The organism is Ensifer sp. KUDG1 (assembly GCF_050434285.1).
Taxonomy (GTDB): Bacteria; Pseudomonadota; Alphaproteobacteria; order Rhizobiales; family Rhizobiaceae; genus Ensifer.
In genome coordinates, this window is sequence record NZ_JBNDIG010000004.1 from 249,832 (window position 1) to 268,230 (window position 18,399).

Genomic DNA, 18,399 nt, shown 5'->3' on the forward strand with positions numbered 1-18,399 from the left:
GACAAGGATGTCAACCTGTCGACGCAAACCGGCCGCCGCTGCATTCTCGGCGGTGCCTGGTTGCGGCCAATCTACTCTTGCGCGAGCTGACGCGATCGAAGCCCAAGCGAAGCCAAAGCTGCGTCATCGGGCGCCGTGACGCGTGCAGCCGGCGCCATCGCCGACGCCGGCCGATCTTGATTGCGTGGAATGAAAGGCTCTACTGCTTGGGCATCACACCCTTGTTTGCGAGCCATGTTTCGAAGGTGCCGGGACACCCTTCGCTGGTCCATCGTCCCCGATAGGAAAAGCCGGGTGCTGCGCGCGCCGCCCCGACGAAGCCGTCATAAACGCTTCTGTCGGCCCCGCCCATTTTGAATGCTTTACCGGGATGTTTCCTCTTTGCTTTTGAGAATTTCATCGTTCGCCCCTTACGCAGTACAACCATGAAGCCGCAAGCGTCGCACAGCGCACCGTCCAGTCAAGGATTAGGCAGATGCGCAAAAGGGGTTAGTGCTGAGCGCCGATATCAAAAGATCGACAACCTGTGAGTGAAGCTGGCGAGCGCGCTGCCCGTCAATCACACGCAAGTCGCTCTGAACCGCCGATCGCGGCAGATGGCCGATTTTGCCGGCGCACGACGCGCAAAGTGCAAAATCTCGTCGAAAACCCTCACCTCGTACCTGTATCAGCGCCCTGACGAGCGCCTGTGAGGCTGCATACCGTTAACTCGGCTCGAAATTAAAGGATTGGCAAGGCTCCCTGCACGATGAGGCAGATACTCTCCATCTAGTTGCAAAGAAACTGCCATGAACATACTGAACCTGCCACTGATCAGGCGTTGCGCCTCGGCCCTGCTGAAATGTCGGTCCGGGAACTTCGGCCTGTTGGCAGCGCTTGTCGCCATTCCCCTCATTGCCGCCCTTGGCGTTGCGATCGATTTCGCAGCCGCGGTCAACCGCAAGGCCGCGATGCAAAGCGCTGCCGATGCCGCGGCACTGGCGGGAGCAGCAGCAAGCGTCGGTTCGGAACAGGAGATCGCCGCAGGGTTTCTCGGCGCCCATCTAAGCAGCAACGAAAAGCAGGATCTGAAGGAGCCCGCCAGCTGGGACCATCAGGTCACCGTCGAGCGTGACACGGTGGCGGTGGCCGTCAATGAGGACTACGAAACCGCCATCATGCATATGTTCGGCTTCCGGACCGTTCCGATCTCGGTCGTCGCAAAAGCTGCCCGGGGGTCCGGCAGCTCGGCCTGCATCCTGATCCTCGATCCGAGCAGGGCCGATGCGCTGAAGATCATCAATTCGAACTCGGTCACCAGCGAGTGCGGCTTCCAGGTGAACTCGTCCCATTCGCAACGTGCATTCTACGCCGAAAACCAGGGTAAATTCGCAGCACCGCTGATCGCCGTCACCGGCCAGTCGAAACTCTCCGGCCGGTTGATTTCGCCGCCGCCTGTCGACGGATCTCCCGTCGTGCCGGACCCCCTGGCCGGCATGCCCGAACCGGTGTCGCCGAACGCCCCCTGTACCTCCCAAAGCCTGAAGACGATCAACAGCCAGAGCAAGTCGTCGCTCGAACCTGGCGTCTATTGCGGTGGGTTGACCGTGAACTCCACGGACGAGTTAACGCTGAAACCCGGCATCTACACGTTCCGCCGCGGCGCCCTGACCTTGAACACATCGGCCAAGGTCATCGGCAGGGACGTGCTGTTCTACTTCGAAGACGCGCAATCGCCGTTCTTTCTGAACGGCGCGGCGATCCTGCAAGTATCGGCACCGACCAGCGGCACGCATGCCGGCATCCTGATGTTCCAGGGCCGGCAGGCGAAGGACAGCAACGTCCAGTTCCGCATCAACACGTCTGCCGGAAGCTTCTACAACGGGGCGATCTACTTGCCCCATGCGGTGATCGACTGGAACGTCAGCGGCAGCCTCAATTCGGAATCGAAATTCACCGCGCTGATTACCAGGGTTCTGAACCTCTACGTGTCAGGAACAGCCTTCTTCAAGAAGCCAGCGGAAGATGGCAAGGATTTCGTCCCCAACAGCTTCGGCAGGGGAGGCGGCGTGCGGCTGGTGGAATAGCGTCGCCCGGCCGCATGCGTTAGATCGCTGGCGCCCTCGCAATCGGCGCGGATGAGCAAAAGGGTGGAAACGCGCATGGTTCCACCTTTTCTCTGCGAACGAAACCAAAACCAGCCTCCGAAATTGCATGCGACGGTGCCTTCGTTCCCGCTTTTTTTCGCATTGCCAAACATGGCGGAGATCGAAATGCTCGGCGGCGACGCAACGAAAGGCGGCTCGCTTCGTGCAGGGCCCCGGATGGATGGATATGGCTGAACGACGATATGGCGAAGCGTCGCCCAAGACCGACAGCACGATCGCGAGCGCCGACTGGTATGGCCGCCAGATCGAGCGCGAGCGGTACGACAACACGCTGTTCGTCGACCTCGACCTGACAGAGGCGAATACCGTCGGCGTGGTGTTTCACGAATGCACCTTCCGGCGCGCCCGGTTCAATGCCTCATCACATCAGGCGAGCGCCTTCGTGAATTGCACGTTCGTCTCCTGCAAGTTCTTCGACAGCCGCTTTAAGGAGTGCAAGTTCGTCGGCAGCATGTTCGACGCTTGCGAGTTCGATCAGATGCAGGTGACCGGCGGCGACTGGTCCTTTACCGGCTTGCCAGGTGCTGCCCTCGGCCGGGCGTCCTTTAAGGAAACGCGCCTGCGGGAAGCGGACCTGACCGGCGCCTCCTGCAAAGGCGGCTCGCTCAGGGACGTCGATCTCTCCGGCGCCTGGCTGCATGGGGCCGATTTCACCACCTGTGACCTCAGGGGCAGCGACCTCACCGCCTTCGATCCCGAAAACGTCCTCCTCAAGGATGCCATCATCACGATCGACCAGACGATCGTTATCGCCGAAGCTTTGGGCCTCGACGTCAGACGAAAGTGAGAGTCGCACCTGAGTGTGACCACCTGCTCACCGGTTGCGGCTTCGCTTCGGCGGCCTTCCGCCTTCGATCTCAGCTTGAACGTAAATGCCATCGTACTGTGAACGGCGCACAGCAGCTGGCCACGGTGGCGCAAGGGCAGGATCGGGTCGAGGGTGTCGAGTTCTTCGGCACGATGAGAATCACTCCGGCCGCAAGGTCGGGGTTCGGCAAAACGATCTGTGGTGCTAGCGGCTCTGAGCCCCTGCCGCCTCGGCCAAGCGAGGTGGAATACCCGGTCCGCTTGCCGCATTTTGAGGAAAGCCAAGCCTGCTCAACACCCCGCGGAAATCGCGTCAAAACGCTGAAAAGCCAAGCGGACGGATCGTCCGTTCCAGGCTGCTCAGGGGCTGGAATGGAAGCCGCTGCCGTTCCGCTCCGCTCACGGTTTGAATTGTAACGACACTTAATGTCACTTCCCACTTGCCGCCAATCAGTGCAGTGGTTCATCACGTAGTTTGTTTGGTTGCTCCGCGACCCAGCCTTGTGAGAACCGGCAATATGAAGAAACCGACCCCTCTGACGCACTTCCCGCGGACGAACATTTTCCGTCCAGGCGATGTTTTCGTTCTGTTTGGTGAGCTGTTCGATCGGGGCTATGCCACGCATCTGGTCGACCAAGCCAAGAAGGCCGGCATGGAAATTGTCGGGATCACGGTTGGCAGACGAGACGAAGCCAATGTCCTGCGGCCCCTGAACGCCGAGGAACTTGCGGCGGCTGAAGCGCGGCTCGGCGGCAAGATCATCAACGTGCCGATCATGGCCGGCTTCGATCTTGACGCGCCTGAAGGCGAGCCCACTCCAACCGACCTTCTCGCGAAGATGACGCTCGAGACCTGGGAAGACGAGAAGCTCGACTGGTCGCACATCGAGAAATGCCGAGACGCCGGCGTCGAGCGCTTCAAGAACGCCCTTTCTGAGGTCATGAGTGTCCTCGACGGCATGATCGCTGATGGCAAGAATGTCTTCTTCGCACACACCATGGCCGGGGGTATCCCGAAGGCCAAGGTGTTCATGGTCATCGCCAATCGCGTCTACAAGGGGCGTGGCGCGCGGCACATGTCGTCGCAAACGCTGCTCGACAGCGATTTGGGCAAGCTCATTCTGCAGAATTTCGACGAAGTCTCGGCCAACACATTCCGACACCTGATCGACCTGAGTGCAGCCATCCGGGCACGCATCGAGGCCTCCGGCGGCCAGGTTCGCTACTCGGCCTTTGGCTATCACGGCACGGGCATTCTGGTCGCCAACGAATATCGCTGGCAGACCTATACCAACTACACCCAAGGCTACGCCAAGATGCGCCTTGAGCGCATCGCCGAAGAAGCCTGGAACAACGGCATCAAGGCGACGGTCTACAATTGCCCTGAAATCCGCACCAATTCGTCCGACGTGTTTGCCGGGATCGAGCTGCCCCTCATTCCGCTTCTGCTCGCGCTGAAAAAAGAGGGCGGGGGCGAATGGGTCGCCAAGCAATGGCAGGCCTGCCAGGATCTCCTGGCAGATGGCTTCACCGTCGAGGACGTCTTGCAGAAGATTTCCGATATGCAGACGAGCGACGTGATGCGGCCGTTCTACGACTTTTCGTCCTGGCCGATGCCAAACAACCCGGGTCAGTCGGACCTGACGATCGGGACGTCGAGCGAGATCACGGCGATGCACAGGGATGGCAAGACGCTGATCTCCGATCTCTTGAGCCGTTTGGTCGTCGAAGCTGTTGGGCAGCTCATCTTTGGTGAGAGCTCGGCGCCATCGGCTCCTGTTCTGTGGCTCAACCACGACATCGTCGCGCGCACGCTTATCCAGAACAAAGGGTCAGCTAACGACGCTCTCGAAGCGGCCTGAGCGCGACGAAGCGCGCGGCCAACTGTCTGTCTTCTTAAGTCGTATTCGGTTGCGCGTCTGATCCGGCGCGCGACGATTGCAGCCGCTTGGCCAGCGCCTTGGTGCGACCCTCGGCGTCCGGGGCAACCAGCGTCTTACGTGCCAGCCGATCCAATTTAGCGAGCGCTTCGGTCTTCGTCGTGGCGGCTGCGGCCGCTTCTCTCGTAAATGTTGGTATTCAAGAAGAGCCGAGAGCCAGAATGTGCGCCTTTGTCTCGATATCGTGATCGTTCGGATACAGGGTTTGGTTGAAAGTCGTGTCGTCGCCGGGTTGTCCGGGCGTTTGCCTGTGACTATGTGTGTGACAACCAAGAAAGGATCAAACCCAATGCGTATCGCCACAGTCTTGCTCGTACTCTCCGCGCTTGCCGGATGCTCCCAGACCGGCGGCGGTTCGAGCAGTGTCAGACAGGATTACTACGGTGGCGACGGCGGCTTTTATGCGGGCGCGGTTGCACCGCGCTGAAGCAGCGCTGAGGGCAGCTGTCTGACCTTTGACAGCAGATGGCGGCCGATCAGGCGATTTGCCTAGCACGAAGCATCGCCTGATCTTCAGCCGTAGTGGCGCCGAACATCTCCGGGCCGCCAAGAAAATCGATCGAGATCCAGCTTAACACCCGCTGGAGACCCCGTTGGCACGCCGTCCTTTCCGTTAAGTCAGCGCTCTGTCCTTCAGAGCCTCCGGGCGCTGTTGACATCCGACCAAGCGTCCTTGCTATTCGAGAGGCGAGGGGACCATTGTCGCGAGGAAGATATGGAGCTCGATCTGAAGGTTTGCGCCTTGCCGCTCGGATGCCGGCTTCGACGCTTCCGCAGGCTGAGGCAGATCAAACAGGAAACGCTGGCGGCGGATCTTGGCGTGTCGCAGGGGCTGCTGTCGCGATGGGAAGCGGGCCGGCATGAGCCTTCGGCCAAGGCCCGGGCTCGGGTCGAAAAGCTGCTGGAGCGGCACGAGAGCGTCGGGACAGACCTGACCTTGCGGCGGCTCATCGAAACAGCGCCGTTTCCGATCCATCTTGTTTGCGACGACACCCACGCGCTTTTGAGCGCGTCACCGGCGAGACAGGCCCAGTGGCGGATCTCCGCCGCGTCTTTCTTCGGCGTCTCGCTCTGGCGATACGCGACGGCGGAAATCATCGAGAGAGAGCTTCAGCTGCAGGAACTCGGCTGGTTTGAAGACGTCTGGTCGGGCGCCATCCAGTTCACGACCGATGGCAGCGACGATCCCGACATGCCGATCCCCCCAAGCATCATCCGATGGGAACGAGTAGGGATTTCCGACGGACGCGTCGGTCGCCTCGTAACCAGCGTCGACCCTGTCTGAGACGCGAATATTTCATTCGTTGTCCAAGCTATGCAGCCCTTGTTAGCCTGACGTGACCCCGAGTTGCCCTGAACCACCGTCCCCCAAAAACTGGCGGGCAGGGCACCTGCACTCCACACCCATCGGTCACGATCAGACGGCCAAGAGCACCCCAGACAATGACAAATTCGCGTCGCGCCATCACGTTTTCCCTTCTCATCCTCTGCGCAACGCTGTCGCTGGCAGGGACGGACCTCATCTTGCCGGCTGTTCCGCAATTGCCTGAAATCTTCGGCACCGACAGGGCGACTGCGCAGCTGGTGCTTGCCGCCTATGTCGGCGGTGGCGGTCTCGGCCTGCTTCTTTATGGGCGACTGGCGGATCATTTTTCGCGCAAGGCGCTGCTCTTGTCTTCGCTTGGCGCATTTGCGGCCGCCTCGCTCGCCTGTGCCTTCTCGCCAGACATCACGGCACTGATCGCGCTAAGGTTCATTCAGGGCGTCGCGTCTGCGGCGGCTCCGGTCTTTGGCCCGGGACTGATCCGCCAGCTGTTCACCGACAAGGCGGCGGTGCGCGCAATCGGGTTCCTTGGCAGCGTGGAATCGCTGGTGCCGGCGCTTGCGCCCATCTTCGGCGTGCTGCTGCTCACGCATTTCGGATGGCAATCGTCGTTCGAGCTGCTGGGTGTTTTGACACTGCTCGCCGCGGTGCTCATCCTCGTGCTCGGGCTGCCCCAGGAGGAAAAGACCTCCGGTGTACGCGGCAGCTATGGGCAACTGCTCACCGATCGCATCTTCATGCGCTACGCGCTCAGCCAGGCCCTGACGCTCGGCGGGCTTCTCACCTTCGTCTTCGGCGCGCCGACGGTCATCGTCGCGTCGATGGGCGGCTCGCTCAACGACTTCATCATCATGCAGGTAATCAATATTTCCGGGTTCATCATCGTCGCCAATCTCACCGCCCGGATCGCCGAACGTTTTGGCGCTGAAAACATCATCCTGACCGGCACCGTCATGGCAGCCTTGAGTGCCCTTGCGCTGCTCGCCTATGGCCTTACGGGCGCTACCAACACGCTGATGTTGCCACTATTGTTTACGCCCATGGCGATCGGCTTGGGCCTTCGCGGCCCCATCGGCTTCTATCGCGGCATCCTTGCCTCGGGCGCCAACAATGCGCGCGGATCGGCGCTGATCGTCTTTTTCATCTTCATGGTCACGACGCTTGGAACCGTCATCGCCGCACCGATTATCGCAGCCGGACTCGCGGCCCTCGCATTCGTCGCCACGGCCATCCACCTTCTATCGGTGGTCCTCCTGCTCCTTCTTCCGGCGATGCCGGAGCCCATACGCGAGGCCGCCGGCGCATCCAGGCTATAGGCAGCGTCGATCACAACGGTCATTGAGAGACGACTGCAAGTCGGCGGTTCCCAGACCGCGGACAGCTGTCCGAACAGATGAGCGCTCCCTTGAGCGGCTAAATCGGCGAATCTCCAACGACGTGCCGGTATACGCCGTAGCGCATGCCACTGATATCCACGTGTCGTTCAAGCGCCCCGCCAAGTTTTCTCGCGACCGCCTGGGAAGCCGAATTGTCATCAGTGATCAGGCTTATTGCCGTTCGCCAGCCAAGTTTGCTGCCTGCGAAGTCGAGTACGGCATGCATCGCCTCGGTAGCATAGCCTCGCCCCTGGAACTCGGGGTAAATGCCCCATCCCAATTCAGGTTCAAGCTTGTCCAAGGGAAGCTGCGCTCCGCAGTAGCCTGCCATTTCACCTGTTTTACTATCCTCGACAACGAAAAAGCCAAAGTCGCGCAAGTGCCAATGACCGATGAACGACAACATCCTTCTCCAGGCATCTTCACGCTGGATCGGACCCCCGACGAAGGCGGTGGTGACGGGGTCTCCCCAGAATCGCGCGAAGGCCTCGAAATCGCCCTCGCGCCATCGGCGCAATATCAGTCGTTCAGTTGCCATAGTTTGCACGATGTTCTTCTTTCAAAGGTAGCCATTCTTCCTTCCGCAGCCGCCGGTTAAGATGCCGATCGCGGCGGCGACCGACTCTGGGTGAAAGCTGCGGTTCTGCCGGCATATTGGCGCGTCAAGAGAGTTCTGAGATCGGGTTTGCAGCGACTTGGAAACATGACAGTGAAGGCGCGACGCGCTACATTATCGGTGCCGTCCACGCCATAGGCCAGGGGTATCGGGAGGATTACTATGCAAACGCATAAGGTCGGATACTTGATTGGTAGTCTCGCCAAAGACTCCATAAATCGCAAGCTCGCCCGTGCACTGGTGAGGCTGGCTCCTGCACACTTGGAAATGACAGAAATATCGTTCAGGGAACTCCCGCTCTATAGCTATGACTATGATGCCGATTTTCCGCCGGTCGCCAGAGCTTTCAAAGAAGAGTTGGCTGGGGTCGACGCCATTCTCTTTGTAACCCCGGAATACAACCGTTCAATCCCGGGTGGCCTAAAAAACGCCATCGATTGGGCGAGCCGTCCCTACGGAAAGAACTCGTTCACACGCAAGCCTTCTGCTGTCATCGGGACATCGCCGGGCTCGATTGGAACCGCGGTAGCGCAACAAGGACTGCGCAGTGTTCTGAGCTTTTGCAATTCACCGCAGATGAACGCCCCAGAAGCATACATTCAATTCACTCCGGGGCTGATTTCAGACGACGGAGAAGTGACGGTGCAATCAACCGAGCAGTTTCTCCGTAGCTACATGGAAGAGTTTGCAGCCTTCATCGCGCGCGTGCTCTCTGTCCTGCCTCGCGACGCTTGAACAGGCGGCTACCGGTCGCATCTCCTCAAGCCGCATGCGGCGCCGAACAACTTCTCGAAGTGGCTCAGCGGTCCTCACAATGGGCTCTGCGAGGAAATTTTAGAGCCACTCGGAGGGCGCTACACCGAGCGGTAGTGCCGGGAAGGAGCCATAGCGGCGGCCCGTGCAGTCGAGTGGTCGGCCGAGGGATACTGGCCCCCGGACGTTCATATGTCCGCTGGCAGAAAGTGGCGGCGCAAGTGGATGGTGTCGTCATCTTCTGCCGTGATTTCCGGGACTTGATTGATCAAGTCTCCGTCGGATCCGATCTCGGTGAGCGCCTCGCCGCCTCGATCAGGTAGCCTGATCGCAGTCCATGCGCCGAAAACAGTGCCGGTTCGAGCCCCGCCTGCTTGCAGCGGCCTTTCAGGATTAGGTTGACCGACTGCGGCGTCAACGCGCGGCGATCGATGCTCCCCCATTGGTCAATGCGACGGAAGACCGGACCTTCAGAGATGCCCGCGTGTTCGAGCCACCCTTTCAGCGCCACGACCGTCAGACCGATGAGGACCACTCGCTTGTCATCATTACTGGTCGTCGTCTTGGTGCAGCCGAGACGGATCGACAGGCCGGGGAGGGGGGGAGGGGAGGCGGCATCGATCGGATCCGCTCGCACTGGCTCTTCGTCAACCAGGTCTTAGACACCCAGCGCGGCAACTTCCGCGCGGCGGCGGCCACCGGAAGCGAAAGCCGTCAGAAGCAGCGCCCGATCGCGCAGGTCGACCGAGCGCTCGCCGGCGCAGACCTGCAGCAGCTTGGTCAGGACATCGCCGGTCACCGCCTTTTCTTTCGTTGCCGCGGCCGGGCACTGGCGCGCACGGCAAGCCGCAGCGGCCAGCGGGTCAGGATCTACCAGCTTGTAGCCGGCGCCGCACAGTTTCCGGAGCATGCGGCCCATCGGCGCGCAGGAGGCGCTCCGAGCGCAGGCCAGCTTCAACCTCTGCCGGCATTCCGTGGAATGGATCCTCGGCCCGCTTAGCCGTGTCCCAGAGATGGTGAGCGACGAACTTTAAGAGCAGGCTCTCTGGCTCCTGCTAGGGCAGGGGGGGCCGTGGCGAGCTGGCACCAGGCCTCAAGATAGCCGAGATCTGACGCCAGAGCCCTAAGCGCGTTGTCGCCCATGCCTTCACTGGCAAGGTGCTTGAGCGTCGCGACGTCGTCGTCCGTCAGCAGGACGGCAAGCTGGTCTCGGCGATCGATGGGCAAGATGGCGTCGAGCGCATGAGCTCTTCGGCGCGCTTGAGCGCGGATGCTTCGCTCATTTGGGCAGGCCTTTTCACGCCGCCTCGATATCGGTTTGCGAAAAATCGTTGCCCTTGTAGAGGAGCGGTTCTCCGGAAAGCGCGGCAAGAGCATAGGAAAAGCAGTCGCCGTAATTGAGGCTGGCCGGATGACGGCCTTTGCCATAGCGCCGCCAGGCGCGCCGCGCGCGATCCGCATGTTCGGCTGTAACTGGGACGATTTCGAATTCTGCCTTGTAGAGCCAGAGGTCGAGATCGGCGCCTGCGGCTTCCCAAAGTCGAGTTTCGATCACCATGGCAGCCTCCAGGACAGTCGGAGATGAGCCTGACGGGATCGTCTGCGACGCCATGGACCACCTCTGGATGTTCGTGCAGGAGAATTACAAATGATCGGCAGGCCTACGCGCTTCCATTTCATCCACTCCATCTTCTCGCGGCGGTTTGAAACTAGTCAAATGCGTCGCTGAATGCTAATGCCGTTCGGATCAGAGGGGTTGTACCTATACCGATGAAGTATCGAGCAGATGTGGACGGACTGCGAGCGATTGCAGTATCGTTAGTGGTTCTTTATCACTTCCATCTTGGCCCAGTGGTGGGAGGATATATCGGTGTAGACGTATTCTTCGTGATAAGTGGTTATCTCATCACAAATGTGTTGTGGCGAGAAATCTCTGATGGCGATTTTTCCATCGCCCGCTTTTGCGAACGTCGAGCGCGACGTATCTTTCCGCCGCTGATCCTCGTAGTCGCCGCGACGCTTCTGGCCGCATGGTTCATCCTGTTGCCATCTGACTATGTCTCCCTGAGCAAGCAATCACTCAGCGCTTTGTTCGGTGTTTCTAATTTTTATTTCTGGTCAGAAGCAGACTATTTTGCTCGAACCTCCAATCTTAGTCCGCTTCTGCATACTTGGTCACTGTCAGTCGAAGAACAGTTTTACCTGGCTTGGCCGCTGATTCTGATGGCGGCGTGGCGCGCCTGCAACTCGACATCTATTCGCGCGATCAAAATCACGGTCTCCACGATCATCGTCACAAGTCTAATGTGGTCGATCGTCAAAGTGGTCAGTTCCCCGGCAACGGCCTTCTACGTTCCGATATTTAGGGCGTGGGAACTCGCCATAGGAGGCCTGTTGGTTTTTGTCTCTCCCATTCGCGGCCGCTTGCTAAGCGAGGTTGCGCCACTGGTCGGGTTAGTGGTCATCGTGACCACGGCATTACTAATCACGAGTGACAACCTCTTCCCGGGAGCGCTTGCGCTATTGCCGTGTGTTGGTGCCGCTCTGATCGTATGGCCGCGTTTAGAGGGGTCATCTACTGCTCGCCTGCTATCAAGCGCGCCTATGGTATGGGTCGGCAGGTTGTCGTACTCGATATATCTATGGCACTGGCCTTTGCTGGTTCTATATCGTCACGAAAATTATGGTGACTATCCCGACTTGGGAATGTCGCTCGTATTGATCGGAGCAACATCTCTTTTCTCGTTCCTAACGTGGTTACTTGTAGAGCGGACTGCTCGGGACAGGCTGAAAGTCTCCTGGCGACGCCTCGTGTTGATCAGCGCGCCGGCGATTTGCGCAGTTGGCATTGCTGCGATCTCCGTGATAGCTGCGGGAGGCTTCGCGGGTCGTCTCCCAAGCGACGTCGTACTCGACATGGATCAACTTCGAAGCCCAATCAGAGAGACTTGTCATCTTCGGCGACTAACCGAGTTGCCGCGCAACGAGAACTGCATACTAGGGTATCCGGCAACCGTACCTGACACGATCGTTTGGGGCGACAGCCATGGCGTGGAATTATCAGATGCTTTGGCGGACAGGTTCAAGGGCGATAAGCGCTCGTTAATAACTCTAACGATAAGCGCGTGCCCTCCGGTCGTTGGGTATTCATTAGGTGACCGATCCGGGTGCGCTGAAGGCAATGAGCGCATCATAGACCATATTCTGCATGAACTGCCCTCGGTTCATACCGTAGTCCTCGCTTCCTATCACTTCTTTCATTACCGCCGCGCAGGAGACCAATATGGGTCGGGCTTGACCAAGACCGTCTTGCGACTCGTATCCGGCGGAAAGCGAGTTCTTGTAGTAGGTCCCATTCCTGAATTCTCAGACTCAGTCCCCCTGGTTTTAGCCCGCATGGCATGGCGAGGGATTGATCGAGGCCCCGCTATCGAGAGGGCAGATTGGGACGAACAGGTGACGTCGATATCACCGGTTCTTGATCCAATTTCGAAGATTAGTGGCGCGGAAGTTGTTAATGTCTCCTCAGTGTTCTGCGACCTGCAACTGTGCAAGTTTAGTAAGAACGGGCGTCCGCTACTATTTGACAGCAACCATCCGTCTATGGACGCCGCTGCCTTGATAGCCGATCGAGTTTACAAGAGCATTCTTCTGGACGGTCAACCGGCCTCCACCATCGCCACTAAACGATAGAGCCATGGCACATCAGTGCGCGTGAATTCCTTGCTCTTTTGTCCATTCGTTTGACAAGACAAGAATATCTCCTTCTAGTTGAGTCACTAGCCATAGCGAACCCTTCAAGTGGTGCGCGTTCTTGCTCCAAGTACCGCATTAGCATCGTAGGCGCGTAGAGACCGCCACGTATCATTTGGCCCGCTGATCGGAGATTTTCTGCATGATTCATGCGGAGAATCCTATGAGTGACAGTGTGAATCAGCGGTGCGCGTCCGGTGAAGGCATTTTCGCTTGGTGGAGAGGCCGAGATTATAGGCCGCGTTTCGTCTCGTCTGCCACCATCCCATGTCCGTATGTCGGCGAGGAGTGTTGGCTTTCACGCGGATGGCGCGGTGATCGCAATTTAGATCAATACGTTAGAAGGTGTGATCGAGCCTTTATCGCCAGTTCCATAATTCAGATTATGCGATTTCAGAGCTTAGCTGGGCGGATTCCATTTTCAAGTGCGACAACTCCCCCCTCAGACAAGCTAATCGGCCTGAGCAATTGCGTGGAACCGATGGCGGACCTACGCGATCCGCCATCACCCAATTCACGCACGCGGCACTCGACCTGTTCCGCCCGCGATGCTCACGTCACGGAAATGAGATTGTCGAGGCCGAGCGACGCGGTCCTTTCCGTCAAGGCCCCACCATAGGCGACCTCGACAGCGCCGGTGATCTCCTCGAAGTTGATGATGTCGCCGCTGCTGTAGTCGCCGAAGACCACCCAGTAGTTGGGGTGGGGAGTAAAGACCGCAGTCATGTTGGGGGCAGCCTGGACCAGAAAGGTTGCCGCACCCGCCATGCCAATCCCGACCGACGTGCGATTGGGAACGACATTCGACAATTGCTCGATCGTCAGTGAACCGAGCGCACCGCTGTTGCTCGGGTTGACGAATGTCGTCGCGCCGTTCGCATCCTCGGTGAGTTGGATCAGGTTCTGGCCGTTGGGATCGGCCGGCTCCACTTGCGTTGCCCTGAAAGTGATGCCCGAATCCAGGGCGCCTGTCTCGGACCAGACGAAGTTGAGGTCCGGACGCCAGTGAAAGGTCACACTGCTTCCTGGTGCCGTCGGACGGGTAAACCAGGCGAGCGAAAGCACGCCTTCCGGCGTCGTCTCTGGCGCCCTCTGGAAAACGGCGAAGCTGCCCGCTAGCTGTGAGTTGTTTACGCATGTCAGAGAATATGACGTCATAGGATCTGCCCCCGGCTCCTCGTTTTGCTCCTCAAGAGTGCAGAATAATTAGCAGGCTCCCCTGTAGTTGTCTTCAGGCCCCAAATCTCCAAATCTGGGGTTATCTCACCCCTCCTCCGGCGCGAGGAACGTGATGGCCGCGTCCAACTTCCTGCCAGAGTGCTGGCGGCGGTCACGAGCGCAAGCCGCCAGTTCACGCTCAGCGCGCGCCGGTTGCCGCGCCGATCGAGTCCGACAAGATTTCCAGCCCTCGGTCGATCTCCTCGTCCGACACCGTCAGTGGCGGCGCGATGCGGAACACGCCCCCCATGCCGGGAAGCTTGACGATGTTCATGCTGAGGCCGCGCCGCATTGCCTCCTCCATGATCCTGGCGCCGAGCTCGAATCCGGGCGCCTTCGTTTGCCGATCGACGACAACCTCGAGCCCGAGGAGAAGCCCGCGTCCACGAACATCGCCGACACATTCGAACCTCTGCTGAAGCCCGAGAAGAACGCTTCGTAGCCGTTCGCCGCGCGCAACCGCCTGGTTGACGAGCCCTTCGCGTTCGACCACATCGAGCACGGTGACGCCAACCGCAGCGGGCAGAGGATCCGAGACATGGGTGGTGTAGAAGAGGAAGCCCCGTTCATGGGCTTTCCGCTCGATCTCTTCGGTCGTCATGACCGCTGCAAGCGGCAGGCCGGCACCGAGCGTCTTCGACAGGGTGAGAATGTCGGGCGTTACGCCGTCGCGCTGGAAGGCGAACATATGTCCGGTGCGGCCGATGCCCGTCTGCGCCTCGTCGAGGATGAGGAGCATACCCCGTTCCTCGCATTTGCGCTTGAGTGCTGCGAGATAGCCGGGCGGTAGTTCGAGGATACCGCCGCTCGATAGGATGGGCTCGGCGATGAAGGCGGCAAGCCCGCCCGTCGACTGCCGGTCGATCAGCGAGAAAGCGTCGTCGAGCTCCGTCTGCCAGTCGTTGCTGCCGTCCTTGTGCGTGAAACGCGGGCGATAGGCGTTCGGGGCGGGTATCACGAACGAACCGGCAGCGGCCGGGCCATAACCCCTCCGGCCGGCGCTGTAGGTCGCCGAGGCCGCAGCACCCGTCATACCGTGCCAGCTCTGCGCGAAGGCGACGACCTCGTGCCCACCGGTCACCAGCTTTGCCATGCGAATGGCTGCTTCGTTCGATTCAGCCCCCGTCGTCAGAAGCTGAACCCGGTCCAGCCCGGGCGCCAGTGCGGCAAGACGAGACGCGAGATCGACGACCGGCCGAGACAGCATGCCGCTGAAAAGATGAGCAACCGTCCGCATCTGCCGGTCGACGGTGGCGACAATATCAGGGTGTGTGTGGCCGAGAACGCCGCTCATCTGCCCCGAGGTGAAATCCAGGATCGCCCGACCATCCGCATCATAAACGAAACTTCCCTCGGCTCGCTCCACGATGATGGTTTCGAAGTCGGGGCCATAACGCGTCAGGTGCTTGTTGGCAGACGCCCAGAATTGAGGATCGGAATTGAGCGACATCGGGTGGCTCCTCATTTGATGATCTTCAATGGCTAGCGCCGGCCGCAACTTCATGCAAATTGATAGTATTCCGATCAGATATTGGACATTTCGATATCATGCGAAATCTCGACCTTTCCCTGCTGCGCAACTTCACCGTCATTGCCCGTGCGGGTTCGATCAGCGTTGCATCCTTCCAGGTGGGACGGACCCAGTCGACGCTGAGCATGCAGATGCAGCGGCTCGAAGATTTTCTCGAACAGGCCCTTTTCCACCGCACCGGATCGGGCGTACGTCTGACGGCGGCCGGTGAAAAACTGCTGGTGCATGCCGAGCACCTGCTCGCCGGCCACGATGAGATCCTCGCCGACATGGGTGGTTCGGGGCTCAAGGGCTCGGTCACGCTTGGCTGCCCGGAGGATTACTCCATCGCCTTCCTGCCCGCGGTGCTTGAGGGCTTCTTTGAGCGTCATCCGGATGTCGAATTGCGCATGGTCTGTGCGCCGACCACCGAACTGCGACCGCTCCTCCAGCGAAGGCAAATCGACATCGCACTCGTTTCGGTTCCCGACGCGGCAAGTGGCGAGGTCATCCGGAGCGAAAAATTCGTCTGGGTCGGCAGGAGCGCTGAACCTGAGATCCTGAGCCGCACCGCCCTTCCCCTGGCGCTGTCCGCCCCGACGACGCTCGACTTCCGAGCCGCCTGCAGCGCCATGGAGGGGATCAGTCGTCGGTACCGCGTCGCATTCGCCAGCAACAGTCTGGCGGGTCTCATCGCGATCGCGCGTTCAGGACATGCCATCAGCGTGTTGACCGAAACCGCCGTCCCTGCCGATCTTCATGTCATCTCGGCCGGCCTTCTACCAGAACTCCCGACGATCGGCATTGCGCTCGAGCTTGCGGAGCCACGCCCCTCCTCCGTGGTCACGGCACTCGCCGACCATATCCGAGCGGTCCTTCCGCAGGTTGGGTGAAGCCGGCAGGCGACCCTGGCACGCGTCAATGCTCAGCGCCGGTTCGATTGCTTGGGCCATGCGCCGGTGGAGAACCTGCCCGGCCGCTGCAGCGCCCGGGCAGATGAAGGTCGACGGGACTTCAGGCAGCGATACGCAGACTGCGCTCGGCTTTCTCGAAGCGGGCATCGAGGCCGAAATCCCCGGCCCCCACACAGGCGAGAAGGAAGAAGCCACCTGCCATCGAGAGGTTCTTGAGGAACATGACCATTTGGATTTGGTCGGCGAAGTTGCTGTGAAACACCATTGCCGTCACGATTGAGAAGGCGGCCAGAAAAAGCGCGACAACGCGGGTTTTGTAACCAGCCACGATCAGCAGAGCCGCGCCGATCTCAAAGAGGATCGTAGACCACAGCAATGTTCCCGGTACACCCATGCTTTCCATATAGCCGCGCATGCTTTCGGCGGATCCGATCTTGGACAGGCCGGACAGGAAGAAGATCACGACCATCACGGTCCGCGCCGCAGCGATGGCATAGGTTTGCTGTTGCGATGTCATCTCGGTTCTCCTCTCCGCTACTGCTGCGGGGCTGCGTTTGTGGTCGAAAAGATGTAGCGGGCAAAGCGCCATGCCCCATCCTTCTCGCGGTGAAGCAGGAACAGTTCCTGGTTGGCCTCGGACGATGGGGCGGCCCCATTCGCGAGGATTTTCACGGTGCCTTTCGAACGGGTGCGGGCGTAGGCCCAGTCCGCCGAAAGCGCGCGGATCTCGTCGATCTCAAACCGGATATCGAGTTTGATCGCTCCGAAAACCTGTTCATAGGCCCTCTCGACGGCAACGCGACCGACGGCCGGCAGGCTGTGTTGCGGCATGAACACGGCGTCATCGGCGTAGAGCTTCATGACGGCGTCGACATCCGAGGCGTTCAGGGCGTTTTGGTAGCTCTGCAGTTGTCGGGCAATGGCGGCCGTAGCGCCTTCGTCGGACTTCGCCGAACCCGCGGCAACCAGAACCGGCAGCATCGCGAGCGCGAACCGCGCAATTTTTCTGCGAGGAAACGAGGACATGACTTTCTCCTTGAGAGTTCAACCGATCAGAGCTTCACAACGAGCTTCCCGAGCGCTCGGTCGCTTTCCATCAGGCGATGAGCCTCGGCAATGCTGTCGAAGTCGAAGGTCCGAGCCAGCAACGATGGAATGCGGCCCTCGGCGATGCCCTACGCCAGCCACGGCAGCGGTGTGTCGGACAAAGGCAGGGAGGCCGTGCCGAAAAGCCCGCTCGGAAAGAAGCTAAGCTGCGCTGCGCCGGGAAGGTCCTGTATCAGGTGGACGTTCTCAAGTACGGGTGGTCCACCCAGGAGGCCGATCACGCATACGGAGCCAAACGGCTTGAGCGCGTTGATCGTGTCGCGAACGGTGGCCGCCCCGACGATTTCCAGCGCCGCGTCGATGCCCGCCGGGACAAGGGCGCGAACCTGCTCGGCAATCTCTCCGGTGTCGATGACGACGTGATCGGCGCCCATATCGCGCAGTCGTTCAGTGTTTTGGCTGGAACGTGTCGTGGCGATCACCATAAGCCCAAGCGCCTTGGCGTACACAATTGCCGCCAACCCGACCGAGGAAGTCGCTCCGCGGACAAGGAGGGTCTGTCCCTTCTCGATCGCTAGCGTTTTCCTGAGCGCACCCCAGACCGTCAGATAGGCTTCAGGTAAAGTCGCGAGTTCCTCCCACGGCAGGCTGACCCCGTCGAGATCGACCACGTTGCTCCGCAGGACCACAACCTCCTCGGCATAGCTGCCGGCGCGGCCGAACTGCATCCCGCCCATCGCCGTGGCGACACGCTGACCTGTCCGATAGGTTCCGGACGGATCGTGCATGATCTCGCCGACGGCCTCGATCCCGGGCACCCGCGGAGCGCTTATCTCGCCCATCTTGCCGGCACGCAGATAGGCTTCGGCGCGATTGAGGCCGAATGCGTGCACGCGGATCCTCACCTCGTCGGCATTGACATCAGCCGGGGGAATGTCTCGCAACTCGAGCACCTCGGGGCCTCCGGCGCGTTCGATGACATAGGCTTTCATGT

16 protein-coding genes and 2 pseudogenes are annotated in these 18,399 nt (G+C 60.0%); 9 read left to right on the plus strand and 9 right to left on the minus strand.

Annotated features, from left to right (window positions below):
- The first annotated feature begins 788 nt into the window (after window positions 1-788).
- The 6 genes from M2267_RS13685 to M2267_RS13710 all read left to right on the plus strand — a co-directional run bounded on the left by M2267_RS13685 (window position 789) and on the right by M2267_RS13710 (window position 7,534).
- A complete protein-coding gene (locus M2267_RS13685; RefSeq protein ID WP_429115001.1) occupies window positions 789-2,066 on the plus strand; it encodes a pilus assembly protein TadG-related protein in 1,278 nt (425 codons plus the stop codon).
- 247 nt (window positions 2,067-2,313) lie between these two features.
- On the plus strand, window positions 2,314-2,934 hold the full coding sequence (locus M2267_RS13690; protein WP_429115002.1) for a pentapeptide repeat-containing protein: 621 nt from the start codon (window positions 2,314-2,316) through the stop codon (window positions 2,932-2,934).
- A 538-nt stretch (window positions 2,935-3,472) separates the two neighbouring features.
- Entirely contained in the window at window positions 3,473-4,816 is a 1,344-nt protein-coding gene (locus M2267_RS13695; RefSeq protein ID WP_429115003.1) for an enoyl ACP reductase FabMG family protein, read from the plus strand.
- A 367-nt stretch (window positions 4,817-5,183) separates the two neighbouring features.
- A complete protein-coding gene (locus tag M2267_RS13700; protein ID WP_429115004.1) occupies window positions 5,184-5,321 on the plus strand; it encodes a hypothetical protein in 138 nt (45 codons plus the stop codon).
- Between the two features lie 288 nt (window positions 5,322-5,609).
- Window positions 5,610-6,179, plus strand: coding sequence for a helix-turn-helix domain-containing protein (locus M2267_RS13705; protein WP_429115005.1), 570 nt, complete (start codon window positions 5,610-5,612; stop codon window positions 6,177-6,179).
- Window positions 6,180-6,337: 158 nt separating this feature from the next.
- Window positions 6,338-7,534: an MFS transporter gene (locus M2267_RS13710; protein ID WP_429115006.1), complete on the plus strand. Its 1,197-nt coding sequence runs from the start codon at window positions 6,338-6,340 to the stop codon at window positions 7,532-7,534.
- A 97-nt stretch (window positions 7,535-7,631) separates the two neighbouring features.
- Here the strand turns inward: M2267_RS13710 and M2267_RS13715 are convergent, their stop codons facing one another.
- Window positions 7,632-8,132, minus strand: coding sequence for a GNAT family N-acetyltransferase (locus tag M2267_RS13715; RefSeq protein ID WP_429115119.1), 501 nt, complete (start codon window positions 8,130-8,132; stop codon window positions 7,632-7,634).
- Between the two features lie 240 nt (window positions 8,133-8,372).
- Between M2267_RS13715 and M2267_RS13720 the strand changes: the two genes are divergently transcribed.
- Window positions 8,373-8,945, plus strand: coding sequence for an NADPH-dependent FMN reductase (locus M2267_RS13720; protein ID WP_402326250.1), 573 nt, complete (start codon window positions 8,373-8,375; stop codon window positions 8,943-8,945).
- A gap of 316 nt (window positions 8,946-9,261) precedes the next feature.
- Here M2267_RS13720 and M2267_RS13725 read toward each other — a convergent pair.
- Together M2267_RS13725 and M2267_RS13730 are read right to left on the minus strand one after the other, a co-directional pair.
- Window positions 9,262-10,246 (minus strand): annotated as a pseudogene (locus M2267_RS13725) (integrase); the annotation flags it as partial.
- Between the two features lie 14 nt (window positions 10,247-10,260).
- Window positions 10,261-10,570, minus strand: a pseudogene (locus M2267_RS13730) (type II toxin-antitoxin system VapC family toxin); the annotation flags it as partial.
- Window positions 10,571-10,733: 163 nt separating this feature from the next.
- On the opposite strand from M2267_RS13730, the gene M2267_RS13735 reads away from it, so the two are divergent.
- Window positions 10,734-12,656, plus strand: coding sequence for an acyltransferase family protein (locus M2267_RS13735; RefSeq protein ID WP_429115007.1), 1,923 nt, complete (start codon window positions 10,734-10,736; stop codon window positions 12,654-12,656).
- 612 nt (window positions 12,657-13,268) lie between these two features.
- On the opposite strand, the gene M2267_RS13740 is transcribed toward M2267_RS13735, so the two are convergent.
- Window positions 13,269-13,733, minus strand: a complete 465-nt coding sequence (locus M2267_RS13740; RefSeq protein ID WP_402326070.1) for a hypothetical protein — start codon at window positions 13,731-13,733, stop codon at window positions 13,269-13,271.
- A gap of 340 nt (window positions 13,734-14,073) precedes the next feature.
- Entirely contained in the window at window positions 14,074-15,384 is a 1,311-nt protein-coding gene (locus M2267_RS13745) for an aspartate aminotransferase family protein (protein WP_429115008.1), read from the minus strand.
- A 98-nt stretch (window positions 15,385-15,482) separates the two neighbouring features.
- Here M2267_RS13745 and M2267_RS13750 point away from each other — a divergent pair, with 98 nt between their 5' ends.
- A complete protein-coding gene (locus M2267_RS13750) occupies window positions 15,483-16,337 on the plus strand; it encodes a LysR substrate-binding domain-containing protein (RefSeq protein WP_429115009.1) in 855 nt (284 codons plus the stop codon).
- Between the two features lie 121 nt (window positions 16,338-16,458).
- Here M2267_RS13750 and M2267_RS13755 read toward each other — a convergent pair whose 3' ends face one another.
- The 4 genes from M2267_RS13755 to M2267_RS13770 are packed head-to-tail and all read right to left on the minus strand — an operon-like array spanning window position 16,459 to window position 18,397.
- The gene (locus M2267_RS13755; RefSeq protein ID WP_429115010.1) at window positions 16,459-16,875 is read right to left on the minus strand and encodes a DoxX family protein; all 417 of its coding nucleotides are present in this window, start codon (window positions 16,873-16,875) and stop codon (window positions 16,459-16,461) included.
- 17 nt (window positions 16,876-16,892) lie between these two features.
- Window positions 16,893-17,384 carry a YybH family protein gene (locus M2267_RS13760; protein ID WP_429115011.1) on the minus strand — a complete coding sequence of 164 codons (492 nt, stop codon included), beginning with the start codon at window positions 17,382-17,384 and terminating at the stop codon, window positions 16,893-16,895.
- Between the two features lie 26 nt (window positions 17,385-17,410).
- Window positions 17,411-17,530 (minus strand): zinc-binding dehydrogenase, encoded by a 120-nt coding sequence (locus M2267_RS13765; protein ID WP_429115120.1) that lies wholly within the window; start codon window positions 17,528-17,530, stop codon window positions 17,411-17,413.
- Window positions 17,531-17,533: 3 nt separating this feature from the next.
- Window positions 17,534-18,397: a zinc-binding dehydrogenase gene (locus tag M2267_RS13770; RefSeq protein ID WP_429115012.1), complete on the minus strand. Its 864-nt coding sequence runs from the start codon at window positions 18,395-18,397 to the stop codon at window positions 17,534-17,536.
- Between the last annotated feature and the right edge of the window lie 2 nt (window positions 18,398-18,399).